Consider the following 12,051-nt stretch of genomic DNA (forward strand, 5'->3'; position numbering starts at 1 on the left):
GCTGCACGGCGGCGTGTTCGGCCTGGCCACCGTGGCGACCAGCCAATGGGGCGGCCTGATGCTGACCCTGGTGATTGCCACCGTTGGTATCGCCGGCGCCTTGCCGCTGGGCATCGTCCTGGCCCTGGGCCGGCGCTCGAACATGCCGGCGATCCGCGTGGTCTGCGTGACCTTCATCGAGTTCTGGCGCGGTGTGCCGTTGATCACGGTGCTGTTCATGTCGTCGGTGATGCTGCCGTTGTTCCTGCCTGAAGGCATGAACTTCGACAAGCTGCTGCGGGCACTGATCGGCGTGATCCTGTTCCAGTCGGCCTATGTGGCCGAAGTGGTGCGTGGCGGTCTGCAAGCGATTCCGAAGGGGCAATACGAAGCGGCCGCGGCGATGGGCCTGGGCTACTGGCGCAGCATGGGCCTGGTGATCCTTCCGCAGGCGCTGAAGATGGTGATCCCGGGGATCGTCAACACCTTTATTGCGCTGTTCAAGGACACCAGCCTGGTGATCATCATCGGCCTGTTCGACCTGCTCAACAGCGTGAAACAAGCTGCCGCCGACCCGAAATGGCTGGGCATGGCCACTGAAGGCTATGTGTTTGCCGCCCTGGTGTTCTGGATTTTCTGTTTTGGTATGTCCCGCTATTCCATGCATTTGGAACGCAAGCTGGACACTGGCCACAAGCGTTAGGAGTTGACTCATGAGTGAAGCGATCAAACAGCCTGTGAGCCCTGAAGGCATTATTCAGATGCAGGGCGTGAACAAGTGGTACGGCCAGTTCCACGTGTTGAAAGACATCAACCTGAACGTCAAGCAGGGCGAGCGTATCGTCCTGTGCGGCCCGTCGGGTTCCGGCAAGTCGACGACCATCCGTTGCCTCAACCGTCTGGAAGAGCACCAGCAGGGCCGCATCGTGGTCGATGGCGTGGAACTGACCAACGACCTCAAGCAGATCGAAGCGATCCGCCGTGAAGTCGGCATGGTGTTCCAGCACTTCAATCTGTTCCCGCACCTGACCATCCTGCAGAACTGCACCCTGGCGCCGATGTGGGTGCGCAAGATGCCCAAGCGCAAGGCCGAGGAAATCGCCATGCATTACCTGGAGCGCGTACGCATTCCAGAGCAGGCGCACAAGTACCCGGGCCAGCTCTCCGGCGGTCAGCAACAGCGCGTGGCCATCGCCCGTGCCCTGTGCATGAAGCCGAAAATCATGCTGTTCGACGAACCGACTTCGGCACTCGACCCCGAGATGGTGAAAGAGGTGCTGGACACCATGATCGGCCTGGCCGAAGACGGCATGACCATGCTCTGTGTGACCCACGAAATGGGCTTCGCTCGCACCGTGGCCAACCGCGTGATCTTCATGGACAAAGGTGAAATCGTCGAACAGGCCGCGCCGAACGACTTCTTCGACAACCCGCAAAACGACCGCACCAAGTTGTTCCTGAGCCAGATCCTGCATTGATCCCGTCTTAGGCAGTGGAATAAGCCCGGACTTGTCCGGGTTTGTTTTTTCTGGGAGTCAGGGAGTCAGGACGATTTCCTGCTCCGGATGGCAGATAGCCAACAACTGCTTCAAATCGGTGCCCTCGCTCAGTGCGTGTACCTCAGCCATCAGATGTGGATGACGATCAAGCAGACGCATCAGCATGAACAGTGGTTGCGGTGGGGCGATCTCGCCCCGCTCGTAACGGGAAAAGGCGTTGTGTCCGCCGCCAGACAGCAGCTTCACCGCGTCTTTTTGCGTGAGGTGCAGTTTGCGGCGGATGCGTTTGATCTCTGTCCCTATCGCCTGGGCGTAATCTTCGAGCAACTGATCGCTCACGCGGGAATAACGTTCCGCGCTGTCGGTGTCGTGATCAAATTCGATTTCTCCACAGCTCCGGCACTCCCATCCAGCGATGTCGTGCACCTGCCGTGCTACCTGCTTGTAGTCGATGGTAAAGCTGCGGCCCTCAAAGTGTTGCATTGCGTCTTGGGTACCGCAGTTGACACATTGCTGCGTTTTCATTGGTCTTTCTCCTTGAAGGAGATTACCGGATGCCCACCGCCAGGGCGGTAGGTCACCTTGATGTAAATCTCCCGATCCTGAAATGCTGTGTGATAAACGTCCTGCCAGACTCGATGATCGGCATAGGTCGTCATCGACTTGTGCAACATCCTGTACTCCAGCGAGGCAATGATTCGCAGCATCCTTGCAGTGCTTAACGACATGCTTCGACCGCCTTCCTGAGCGCTCAGTGTGAATGCCTTGCTCCCCAGCCTGAGTACTTCCGCCTTGACCACTGCCAGGTCGTAGTGGGGTATGCTTTTTTCCATAGAACTGTTTGCCCTGTCCTTGAAATTACCCTTATAGGGTAATTTTTGCTAGTCGAAAATTTCAGCCCTTTTCCCTCGCATTGACCTTAGGCGGTTGCCGTCCTACAAGAAGCTGACTAATCTGTCAGAAAATTCGACCCATGCTGCCAACCCCTGCGCTCAGCGGACGCTACTTCTCCTGCGTCATCGGCGCAGTTGCGCCAGAGCCTTCAAACTTGTCCTCGTCATCACCCTGTATTCGATCTGCACATCGAATCCTCGACGCTGTGGAACGACAGGTTCGGCAATGAGCCAAGGCCCTTTGCCGCCAGTTGATCAATGAACCCTGAACCCAGAGCTTTCCATGTCCCGCGATCCGCTTGACCTCACCCCTGCGACGCCGAACAAGCGCGCCGCCGAACTCGAAGAATTGTTGATCGACGCCGAAGCCGACGATGAGCAAACCCAGCAGCGCCATCCGTTGGTGCGCCGGCCCTGGCTGCTGTTGCTTGGGTTGATCCTGGTGGCACTGAACCTGCGTCCGGCGCTGTCGAGCATGGCGCCGTTGCTCAGCGAGGTTTCAAAAAGCCTCGGTCTGTCGGCGGCCCAGGCCGGTCTGCTGACGACGCTGCCGGTGCTTTGCCTGGGGCTGTTTGCGCCGTTGGCGCCGGTGCTGGCTCGGCGCTTCGGTGCCGAGCGCGTGGTGCTGGGGATCTTGCTGACGTTGGCCGGGGGGATCGTGCTGCGCAGTTCATTCGGCCAGTTCGGGCTGTTCGCCGGCAGCGTCCTGGCCGGTGCGAGCATCGGCGTGATCGGCGTGCTGTTGCCGGGCATCGTCAAGCGCGACTTCGCCAAACAGGCCGGCGCCATGACCGGTGTCTACACCATGGCGCTGTGCCTGGGCGCCGCGATGGCGGCCGGTTCGACGGTGCCTTTGAGCGAGCGCTTGGGCGACAGCTGGTCGCTGGGCCTGGGTTCCTGGATGATTCCGGCGCTGGCGGCGGCGGTGTTCTGGCTGCCACAAGTGGGACAGAAGCACGGCGCGCACCAGGCGGCTTATCGGGTTCGCGGTTTGCTGCGTGATCCACTGGCCTGGCAGGTAACGCTGTATATGGGGCTGCAGTCTTCCCTGGCCTACATCGTATTTGGCTGGTTGCCCTCGATTCTCATCGGCCGTGGACTGACGCCGACCCAGGCCGGCCTGGTGCTGTCCGGTTCCGTGCTCGTGCAGTTGATCAGCTCCCTGGCGGCGCCGTGGCTGGCCACGCGTGGCAAGGATCAACGGCTGGCCATTGTCATCGTCATGGTCATGGCCCTGGGCGGCCTGTTCGGTTGCCTCTATGCGCCCCTTGACGGTCTGTGGGGCTGGGCAATCCTGCTGGGGTTGGGTCAGGGTGCGACGTTCAGCCTGGCGCTCACGCTGATCGTGTTGCGTTCGCGGGATGCCCATGTGGCGGCGAACCTTTCCAGCATGGCCCAGGGCTTCGGCTACACGCTGGCGTCACTGGGGCCGTTCGCGGTGGGCGTGGTCCACGACTGGACCGGCGGCTGGAATGCTCTGGGTTGGATCTTCGGCCTGATTGGCCTGGGAGCGATCATTGCCGGCGTCGGTGCCGGACGGGCATTGTACGTGGGCGTCGTCAGCGAAAGGGTCGACGATCTTCACTGATGTCATTTCCATGGCGAATGACGATAGTCTTCCTCGCGCAGGCAGATTATCGTGCCGGCTACTGAAATCTTTTCGGAGCCCTTCCATGAGTGACACCCACAACGCCCTGGTGACCCGCTTCTATGAGGCGTTCCAGCGCCTGGACGCCGAAGCCATGAGCGCCTGCTACACCGACGACGTGGTGTTCAGCGATCCAGCGTTCGGCGAACTGCGCGGGCGTGATGCCGGTGACATGTGGCGCATGTTGACGACCCGGGCCAAGGATTTTTCCCTGACCTTCGATAACGTGCGCAGCGATGAGCGTACCGGTGGTGCGCACTGGGTGGCGACGTACCTGTTCAGTCAGACCGGCAATACCGTCGTCAACGATATCCAGGCGCGTTTCGTGTTTCGCGACGGCAAGATTTGCGAGCATCACGACAGTTTCGATTTGTGGCGCTGGTCCCGCCAGGCGTTGGGTACCAAGGGCCTGCTGCTGGGCTGGACGCCGCTGGTGCGCAACGCCGTCAGGGCCCAGGCGCTCAAGGGGCTGCGGGCATTCCAGACGAGTCGCTGATAAGATCGCAGCTTGTTCTGTGCACCTGTTGAATATCTTGTGACGACCGCCGACCTTTCTCCCGATCTGCCTGCACAAGCCCCCGTCGAAGCGGACAAGCCCTGGTTCGTCTACCTTGTGCGGGCTGCCAATGGCTCGCTGTACTGCGGCATCAGCGATGACCCGGCGCGGCGCTTCGCCAAGCATCAAAGCGGCAAGGGCGCGCGCTTCTTCCTGTCCAGCCCGGCAGTGGCCCTGGTGTATACCGAGGCCTGTCGCGACAAGGGCGAGGCCCTGCGCCAGGAGCGGCTGATCAAAAAGCTCAGGAAAAGCGCCAAGGAGTGCCTGGTGGCCAGTGCGCTGGCGCTTCATCAGCCGGGCTGATAGGCCTTTATCAGGCCGGTAGGCTGTCCCGGCGAGGCGCGCTAAGCTGCAAGACTTCATTCCTGCAGTGGCGAATCCCATGTCAGAACTGATTCTTCATCATTACCCGACGTCTCCTTTCGCGGAAAAAGCCCGACTGTTGCTGGGTTTCAAGGGCTTGTCCTGGCGTTCGGTGAGCATCCCGCCAATGATGCCCAAGCCTGACCTGACGGCGCTGACGGGCGGTTATCGCAAGACCCCGGTATTGCAGATTGGCGCGGACATCTATTGCGATACGTCGCTGATGGCCCGCCGGCTGGAGCAGGAAAAAGCCTCGCCGGCACTGTTTCCCGAAGGTCGGGAAATGATCGCCGCGTCCTTTGCCGCCTGGGCCGATTCAGTGGTGTTCCAGCACGCGGTGAGCCTGGTGTTCCAGCCTGAATCGGTGGCGGTGCGTTTCGCCAAGCTATCGCCCGAAGCGATCAAGGCGTTCATCAGCGACCGCGCCGGGCTGTTCAGCGGCGGCACGACCACGCGCTTGGCTACCGAGCAGGCCAAGCACCAATGGCCAACCATCATGGCGCGACTCGAACAACAGCTATTGCGCGAAGAGGGCGACTTCCTGTTGGGTGATCCGTCGATTGCCGACTTCGCCATGGCTCATCCGCTGTGGTTCCTCAAGGGCACCCCGGTGACCTCGCCGCTGGTGGATGCGTATCCGGCCGTTTCGGCATGGCTGGCGCGGGTGCTGGGTTTCGGCCACGGCGCGTCGAGCCAGATGAGTTCCGAAGAAGCCTTGGACGTTGCTCGCAACGCAACACCGGCCGCGCTGCCGGATGAGGCATTCGATGAACCGAATGGGTTCACGGCAGGGCAACAGGTAACCATCGCGGCGACTGACTATGGCGTCGACCCGGTGGCTGGAGAGTTAGTGTTTGCCGGTAGCGAGGAGCTGATCCTGCGCCGTGAAGATGAACGTGGCGGGGTGGTGCATGTGCACTTTCCACGGATGGGTTTCAATCTTTCATTCAGGTAAACAAAGCACCTTTCCCCTGCTCGAAGTCTCAGTCCGCCCAATGACTTGGCAATACCGGTTTCCATCTCCGTTATTGCCTGCTGGTCGAAGAATACTTGGACTAGCTACTGCAACGGGCGGTCCGTCATACAATTTTCTGCTCGCTTTGGATCATCCCTTATAGCGAATGTTTTTAAAAAACTGTTACTTCCGACAGTGGTTTGCATGTGAGAGCTGCGTTTCACTGTGCACGGAGAGTTTTTAAAAACGGGTGCATCATGAAACTTATATGTTTAGTGTCGGTGGCTGCCACATGGTGGGGTTTGTGCGGCGCAACTATATTGCCCTATGCGACTCCTGATCGACGTGGCGTTGAAGTGGCAGATCAACTAAGGCGGAATTACGACGATCTGAAAACCGATTGCGGAGCCGTCAGCAGGCCTTCCTTTTTATGTTCAGGAGCCATACTGCGAGGCACGATATATTCTGATGGCTACAGGAGTTGGGACCCGAGCCCTCAATCAAAAGATCAGGGAGCTACCTCTTTTTCATTTTTACGGAAAGATGCTAAGTTTAATTCCCTAGCCTACAATCTTAAAAATGGCTATATCCTTTATCCGGAATTCCTGAAGCCAGTCAGTACGATGACCAAGGTCAGTGTACTTTGCGCGTTCCCTATTGACGCGGGGAGTCATGTCCGACTTTCGGCCGGCTGTGGTGACTTCACGACAACACCACAAGTTGAGGATTACTGTCAAAATCTTGGCATAAATACCGCTGAGCAATGGGATGCGCATTACCGGAGTAATGGTGGCTCCCATGCTCTTTCCTGCGGATTTAACGTCGCAGCAAATCCACAGGGAAGAGGGGCCGAGGCGTTCATGGCGATGCTGCGTTCCATGAAATATACAGAGAATGAAAATTTCAGCAACGCTGGTCTCAGTAATAACGAGATACGAATCGCAGCGTGGCCTTCCGCTCTAGCTGAGCAACTTCCAATACAAGCTTTTTTTTATTTGGATGGAGGGGTGGATTCCGCTAAAAAGGACCAGAGGGCGTTTTATGCCGATGGAGGGAGATTTGTACCCGTCATCAAATTGAACCTGCCCTCAACGCCGGAGCAAGACGCAACGTTTACATACAGTGGTGCTGACCAAGCCTCGCTAGGTGATGTTGTTTGTAAACGATATATCGATTCGGCTTCTTGGGAAAAACGTTTTGATCCGGGTTTGAACTCGCAGGCTTGGACGCTATCGGTCATTCCGACGGACTGCGGGAGATCAATCGGGCCCGGACAAACCGAGGCGTTCTACAGTGAATTGTCGAATGATTATGGCAGCAGTGCCGAGTGGAAGGAACGGGACGGTGGAGGGATGCGCCGACAATTGGTGTGTTTGATTTCTACCGTGCGTACAAAGGATGTATGGAACTTTGAGCCATTTCGGCCTGATACCACCCATGAAAAAGCCGTGGCAGCAGGTTGTAATAATACCTAGCGAACTCGTCCCGCGTGGCGCCGCGTTTTGAGTGAGTTGGCGGTGCTCTCGCTTTAGTTCTTAATAAGAGAGGTTGACATGAGATCTTTAATGCGAGTTCTGATATCAATTGGTTTTGGGTTATTGATGTCACTCGCCCCAGTGGTTCAAGCGTTGGAGACCTCTGGGGCACAGGTCGCTCGGGACTTGGAAGCACTCTATAACGACACGCCTGTTGATTGCGGTACAGCTTCTATGCCGAGTTTCTTATGCAGCGGTGTTATTTTTCGGGCGACAATTCCTTCGGCAGCCTATAAGTCTTGGGCGCCTAGCCCCGCAGCCGTCGCAAGTGGAGGGTTTTCATTTTCCTATCTAAGAGTTGATGCGGAGTTCAGAAGATTGGTTCGCGACGAGAACAACGGTTTTATTATATATCCTCCGCTATTTGCGCCTGTGGGAAGGCAGAAAGTTGCCATCTTATGCATGTTTCCGGTGGATGGAGCAACTAACATCAGGACCGAAAATGGCTGTGGCGTCGCTCAAGGAGCCCAATCAAACAGCGATCTATGTCATCGGCAAGGCATCTACACAGCACAGCAATGGTACGACAAGCGTGTGGTCGACGGTTTCAGTGCCCTGAGCCAGTGCGGCTTCAATGTAAAGGATGATGCAAATGAAAAGGCGACCGTCTCTTTCAACGAGGCCATCAAGGCAATGAGTCTGGGTGACAACGGAACCATTCATCAACAAAATGAGATGAGGTTGGCTACGGCGGCGTGGAACGTCAACAGGCCTGAGACATTGCCGATAAAAGCTTTCTTTTATCTGCCGGGAGGACTAGCGGACGCGCAGTATGATCAGAAGGATTACTTCGCAACGACCAACGTTCTGGTACCTGTGATTGCGATGACCTTGCCCGGTACCCGGGCCCAAGATGCCAGTTTTGTTTTCAACGAGGCAGACCAGGCCATCGAGATGGCGAATCCGATGGACGGGTATATCAACTACGCCCAATGGATAAAACGCTATGACCCCGGTACTCGGAAGGAGGAGTGGAGCCTGTCTGTCGTTCCTACCCAGAGAGGCCGTATGGCCACGGCGGAAAGCACTGGCGCGGTGTATGCAGAGTTGACAGAAAGATACGGGGACGATCCTCGCTGGGCATATAAGGATGTAAATAAGGAGGCTGATGGTATGCGTCGCCAATTGGTTTGTCACTTCGCTATTGCACGCAATAAACCGGAGTGGAATATGGAACCCTTCAGACGCTACGTTTCCCATGATGCGGCGGTGGCGGCAGATTGTAATCCGATTTGATTTTTCAATACAGGGAAAAAATGATCGAAACGCCCGAAGCAGTCGCTCTGGGCGTTGGTTGGGAGTGGGTCAAGCAGCGCAAATAATCCAACCTTTAGAAATGTCCTTACCCTGCGACTGGAACATGGGTTTCGCTTGGTTCATAGCGTCGACGGTCGAAGTTGCGATAATAGTCAGGGGGCCGCCCTGTGTTACGCCTGCCAGGTCGACGTATTTACAAATATAAGTCGCGGCAAAAGCCGAGTCGGCATAAATCAAGGCCATTAAGCTTAACAGGCCAAGACTAGCTACCTGTTGTACACGAAAAATTGTACGACGATTATTCGATTTCATTTTTATATGCCCTATATACTGGTGCGATCATGGAGTCGTTCCAGCCGCGGGAGCAGCTAGACGCATATAAAAATATCGAATGGTTCAAAGGCAATAATACTGTAAGACTTGACAGTGCCGACCAACGGCGTCCAGGTATTTAGGGCGACCGTTGTCCAGCTCACGGCGGTTTAAACAGTGCCATCGTGGGGTATCGATGGCGTGCTGTTGGGGCGATATTTAGTGGTTTTGCTGAATATTAATTGCGGCGCTTGAGCTGATCAGTCAGCGAAGTCGGCAAGCCCTTGATGATCAATGTGCCGGCTTCCTCGTCATATTCGATCTTGGAGCCCAGCAGGTGCGCTTCGAAGCTGATGGACAAGCCTTCGGCGCGGCCGGTGAAGCGGCGGAACTGGTTGAGGGTGCGCTTATCCGCGGGGATTTCCGGCGACAACCCGTAGTCCTTGTTGCGGATGTGGTCGTAGAAGGCTTTCGGGCGATCTTCGTCGATCAGCTCGGACAGTTCTGCCAGCCCCATCGGCTCGCCGAGCTTGGCCTGGCTGCTGGCGTAATCCACCAAGGTCTTGGTTTTTTCCCGGGCGTCGTCTTCGGGCAGGTCTTCGCTTTCGACGAAATCACTGAATGCCTTGAGCAGGGTGCGAGTCTCGCCAGGGCCGTCGACGCCTTCCTGGCAGCCGATGAAGTCACGGAAATACTCCGAGACTTTCTTGCCGTTCTTGCCCTTGATGAACGAAATGTATTGTTTAGACTGCTTGTTGTTCTGCCACTCCGACACGTTGATGCGCGCCGCCAGGTGCAATTGGCCCAGGTCCAGGTGACGGGACGGCGTGACATCCAGTTCGTCGGTCACCGCCACGCCTTCGCTGTGGTGCAGCAGGGCGATGGCCAGGTAATCGGTCATGCCCTGTTGGTAATGCGCGAACAACACGTGGCCGCCCACCGACAGGTTGGACTCTTCCATCAGTTTTTGCAGGTGTTCCACCGCCACGCGACTGAACGCGGTGAAATCCTTGCCGCCGTCCAGGTACTCCTTCAGCCAGCCGCTGAACGGATGCGCCCCGGACTCGGCATGGAAAAAACCCCAGGCCTTGCCTTGTTTGGCGTTATAGCTCTCATTGAGATCGGCGAGCATGTGTTCGATGGCGGTGGACTCGGCCAGTTCCGAGTCACGGGCATGGAGCACAGCAGGGCTGCCGTCGGGTTTTTTGTCGATCAGGTGGACGATGCAATGACGGATCGGCATGGTTTTCTCGGCTGACAAAAGAGAGGAGGGCGTGCTCCCCGAAAAAGGGCCCAGTGTACCGCAAACACTGGTTTTGGGAGGCGCCGAAGGTTCTTTCAGACCCGTCCGACACTCACAGAGCATTTTTTTACCGATTTAGCGCAATAAAGCTGACCAAATGGGTAGGTAGAGGCGGATATTTCACAGGCGTTGTGCTAGTTTTGCCCGGTCTTACGCGAAGTCTCTGCGTTAAGCGTGCATTCAGCATTTGTCAGGTCGAACCAAACCCGGATTTCGGCATCTATTACCCCGATCCGTCGTGGTGATGACCGAGGGTGGCTGATCAGATAGATCGGGCTCGATGGCTGACACTGCACTCTGCAATCCATATGAATTTGATAGGGAAGGAACACTACATGGCTCTTACTAAAGACCAACTGATCGCTGATTTGGCTGAATCTGTAGACGCACCAAAAGCTACCGTGCGTGCTCTGCTGGACCAACTGGGCCAAGTCGTTGCTGATCAGCTGGAAAACGGCGGCGAAATCACCCTGCCAGGTGTTGGCAAGCTGAAAGTCACCGAGCGTCCTGCCCGTACCGGTCGCAACCCTTCGACTGGCGCAGCCATCGAAATCCCGGCCAAGAAAGTGATCAAGCTGGTTGTGGCTAAAGGCCTGACCGACGCGGTCAACAAGTAAGATCGCTTTAATAAAAAACCGTGCCGCGGAGTGATCCGGGCACGGTTTTTTGTTGCCTTGGATAAAGTGGTCTGTGGCGCGTTAACCAAGGTCCTTGCGGACCCAGCGGGCCTTACGCCATGCCTGCTGTTGCGCCTCATCCTGGAAAGTCCAAGCCACGAAGCGGCTTTGCTTCTGGCCTTGGGACATTTCCACCACCTGGCTGTGCAGCGCCCCGGCCTTCTTCAGCGCGGATTGAATCGCCGGCAGGTTCGAAGCCTTCGACACCAGCGTGCTGAACCAAAGCACTTGCCCGGCTAACTGGGCGCTCTCACTGATCAGTTGCGTGACGAAGCGCGCCTCGCCACCCTCGCACCACAACTCCGCTGCCTGGCCGCCGAAATTCAACACCGGCAATTTGCGTTTCGGGTCCGCCTTGCCCAGCGCGCGCCATTTGCGTTGGCTGCCTTTGGTGGCTTCCTCCAGGGATGCGTGGAACGGTGGGTTGCACATCGTCAGGTCAAACCGCTCGGCGTCTTCCAAAAGGCCCAGCAGGATCTGCTTGCGGTTGGTTTGCTGGCGCAGTTGGATGGCCTTGTTCAACCCATTGGATTGAACGATGGCCTTGGCCGAAGCAATTGCCGTCGGGTCGATCTCAGAGCCGAGGAAGTGCCAGCGGTAATCGCTGTGGCCGATCAGCGGATAAACGCAGTTGGCGCCGGTGCCGACGTCCAGCACCTTGACCGCCGCCCCACGAGGGATCTCGCCGCCGTTATGGCTGGCGAGCAGATCGGCGAGGAAGTGCACATAGTCCGCACGGCCGGGCACCGGCGGGCACAGGTAGTCGGCGGGAATATCCCAATGGGCAATGCCATAGAAAGATTTGAGCAGCGCCCGGTTGAACACCCGCACGGCTTCGGGGCTGGCGAAGTCGATGCTTTCCTTGCCGTAGGGATTGATGATCACGAATTTGGCCAGTTCGGGCGTCGACTTGATCAGCGCGGGGAAGTCATAGCGGCCCTGATGGCGATTTCGTGGATGCAGGCTGGCCTTTTCCCGTGGCGCCGTGGCTTCGGTGGCGGGCTTGGATTTTGGGCGGGCAGGTTTGGGAGAGCGGGGGGCGGTCATGGCGGGTCGATTCGGGGCTGGCTCAAA

At 57.3% G+C, this 12,051-nt stretch carries 14 protein-coding genes; 9 read left to right on the forward strand and 5 right to left on the reverse strand.

All coding sequences use genetic code 11. From position 1 onward, the window contains the following. Together HU762_RS22870 and HU762_RS22875 are read left to right on the forward strand one after the other, a co-directional pair. Window positions 1-682: amino acid ABC transporter permease (locus HU762_RS22870; protein ID WP_186640854.1), on the forward strand; the 682-nt coding region annotated here is incomplete at its 5' end. Window positions 683-692: 10 nt separating this feature from the next. Beyond that, a complete protein-coding gene (locus tag HU762_RS22875; RefSeq protein ID WP_003178331.1) occupies window positions 693-1,457 on the forward strand; it encodes an amino acid ABC transporter ATP-binding protein in 765 nt (254 codons plus the stop codon). 57 nt (window positions 1,458-1,514) lie between these two features. On the opposite strand, the gene HU762_RS22880 is transcribed toward HU762_RS22875, so the two are convergent. After that, window positions 1,515-2,003 (reverse strand): type II toxin-antitoxin system MqsA family antitoxin, encoded by a 489-nt coding sequence (locus HU762_RS22880; RefSeq protein WP_186640855.1) that lies wholly within the window; start codon window positions 2,001-2,003, stop codon window positions 1,515-1,517. Further along, window positions 2,000-2,311: a type II toxin-antitoxin system MqsR family toxin gene (locus tag HU762_RS22885; protein ID WP_186640856.1), complete on the reverse strand. Its 312-nt coding sequence runs from the start codon at window positions 2,309-2,311 to the stop codon at window positions 2,000-2,002. The genes HU762_RS22880 and HU762_RS22885 overlap by 4 nt, the downstream gene beginning before the upstream one ends. Before the next feature lie 343 nt (window positions 2,312-2,654). Here HU762_RS22885 and HU762_RS22890 point away from each other — a divergent pair, with 343 nt between their 5' ends. The 6 genes from HU762_RS22890 (at window position 2,655) to HU762_RS22915 (ending at window position 8,664) form a co-directional block, all read left to right on the forward strand. After that, on the forward strand, window positions 2,655-3,959 hold the full coding sequence (locus HU762_RS22890) for a CynX/NimT family MFS transporter (RefSeq protein WP_186640857.1): 1,305 nt from the start codon (window positions 2,655-2,657) through the stop codon (window positions 3,957-3,959). A gap of 85 nt (window positions 3,960-4,044) precedes the next feature. Then, window positions 4,045-4,515, forward strand: a complete 471-nt coding sequence (locus HU762_RS22895) for a nuclear transport factor 2 family protein (protein ID WP_186640859.1) — start codon at window positions 4,045-4,047, stop codon at window positions 4,513-4,515. Window positions 4,516-4,554: 39 nt separating this feature from the next. Next, entirely contained in the window at window positions 4,555-4,878 is a 324-nt protein-coding gene (locus HU762_RS22900; RefSeq protein WP_186640861.1) for a GIY-YIG nuclease family protein, read from the forward strand. A 79-nt stretch (window positions 4,879-4,957) separates the two neighbouring features. Beyond that, window positions 4,958-5,893: a glutathione S-transferase family protein gene (locus tag HU762_RS22905; RefSeq protein WP_186640863.1), complete on the forward strand. Its 936-nt coding sequence runs from the start codon at window positions 4,958-4,960 to the stop codon at window positions 5,891-5,893. A 257-nt stretch (window positions 5,894-6,150) separates the two neighbouring features. Further along, the gene (locus HU762_RS22910) at window positions 6,151-7,368 is read left to right on the forward strand and encodes a DUF2599 domain-containing protein (RefSeq protein ID WP_186640865.1); all 1,218 of its coding nucleotides are present in this window, start codon (window positions 6,151-6,153) and stop codon (window positions 7,366-7,368) included. 78 nt (window positions 7,369-7,446) lie between these two features. Continuing rightward, window positions 7,447-8,664 (forward strand): DUF2599 domain-containing protein, encoded by a 1,218-nt coding sequence (locus HU762_RS22915; RefSeq protein WP_186640866.1) that lies wholly within the window; start codon window positions 7,447-7,449, stop codon window positions 8,662-8,664. A 69-nt stretch (window positions 8,665-8,733) separates the two neighbouring features. Here HU762_RS22915 and HU762_RS22920 read toward each other — a convergent pair whose 3' ends face one another. Both HU762_RS22920 and yejK read right to left on the reverse strand, forming a co-directional pair. Further along, the gene (locus HU762_RS22920; RefSeq protein ID WP_186640868.1) at window positions 8,734-8,997 is read right to left on the reverse strand and encodes a hypothetical protein; all 264 of its coding nucleotides are present in this window, start codon (window positions 8,995-8,997) and stop codon (window positions 8,734-8,736) included. A gap of 238 nt (window positions 8,998-9,235) precedes the next feature. Beyond that, entirely contained in the window at window positions 9,236-10,240 is a 1,005-nt protein-coding gene (yejK, locus tag HU762_RS22925) for a nucleoid-associated protein YejK (RefSeq protein WP_186640870.1), read from the reverse strand. Between the two features lie 395 nt (window positions 10,241-10,635). Here yejK and HU762_RS22930 point away from each other — a divergent pair, with 395 nt between their 5' ends. Further along, complete coding sequence (locus HU762_RS22930; protein ID WP_186640872.1) at window positions 10,636-10,917, forward strand: HU family DNA-binding protein; 282 nt, start codon at window positions 10,636-10,638, stop codon at window positions 10,915-10,917. Between the two features lie 81 nt (window positions 10,918-10,998). On the opposite strand, the gene rlmF is transcribed toward HU762_RS22930, so the two are convergent. Next, window positions 10,999-12,024 carry a 23S rRNA (adenine(1618)-N(6))-methyltransferase RlmF gene (gene rlmF, locus HU762_RS22935; RefSeq protein ID WP_186640874.1) on the reverse strand — a complete coding sequence of 342 codons (1,026 nt, stop codon included), beginning with the start codon at window positions 12,022-12,024 and terminating at the stop codon, window positions 10,999-11,001. Window positions 12,025-12,051 lie beyond the last annotated feature (27 nt).

The sequence above is a fragment of the Pseudomonas sp. SWRI92 genome, from assembly GCF_014268685.1.
In the GTDB taxonomy this organism is placed as follows: domain Bacteria; phylum Pseudomonadota; class Gammaproteobacteria; order Pseudomonadales; family Pseudomonadaceae; genus Aquipseudomonas; species Aquipseudomonas marvdashtae.

Bases quoted from the DNA above. Each gene is read 5' to 3' on its own strand.
- HU762_RS22875 (WP_003178331.1), top strand. From the start codon at position 693: ATGAGTGAAGCGATCAAACAGCCTGTGAGCCCTGAAGGCATTATTCAG.
- HU762_RS22880 (WP_186640855.1), bottom strand. From the start codon at position 2,003: ATGAAAACGCAGCAATGTGTCAACTGCGGTACCCAAGACGCAATGCAA.
- HU762_RS22885 (WP_186640856.1), bottom strand. From the start codon at position 2,311: ATGGAAAAAAGCATACCCCACTACGACCTGGCAGTGGTCAAGGCGGAA.
- HU762_RS22890 (WP_186640857.1), top strand. From the start codon at position 2,655: ATGTCCCGCGATCCGCTTGACCTCACCCCTGCGACGCCGAACAAGCGC.
- HU762_RS22895 (WP_186640859.1), top strand. From the start codon at position 4,045: ATGAGTGACACCCACAACGCCCTGGTGACCCGCTTCTATGAGGCGTTC.
- HU762_RS22905 (WP_186640863.1), top strand. From the start codon at position 4,958: ATGTCAGAACTGATTCTTCATCATTACCCGACGTCTCCTTTCGCGGAA.
- HU762_RS22910 (WP_186640865.1), top strand. From the start codon at position 6,151: ATGAAACTTATATGTTTAGTGTCGGTGGCTGCCACATGGTGGGGTTTG.
- HU762_RS22915 (WP_186640866.1), top strand. From the start codon at position 7,447: ATGAGATCTTTAATGCGAGTTCTGATATCAATTGGTTTTGGGTTATTG.
- HU762_RS22920 (WP_186640868.1), bottom strand. From the start codon at position 8,997: ATGAAATCGAATAATCGTCGTACAATTTTTCGTGTACAACAGGTAGCT.
- yejK (WP_186640870.1), bottom strand. From the start codon at position 10,240: ATGCCGATCCGTCATTGCATCGTCCACCTGATCGACAAAAAACCCGAC.
- HU762_RS22930 (WP_186640872.1), top strand. From the start codon at position 10,636: ATGGCTCTTACTAAAGACCAACTGATCGCTGATTTGGCTGAATCTGTA.
- rlmF (WP_186640874.1), bottom strand. From the start codon at position 12,024: ATGACCGCCCCCCGCTCTCCCAAACCTGCCCGCCCAAAATCCAAGCCC.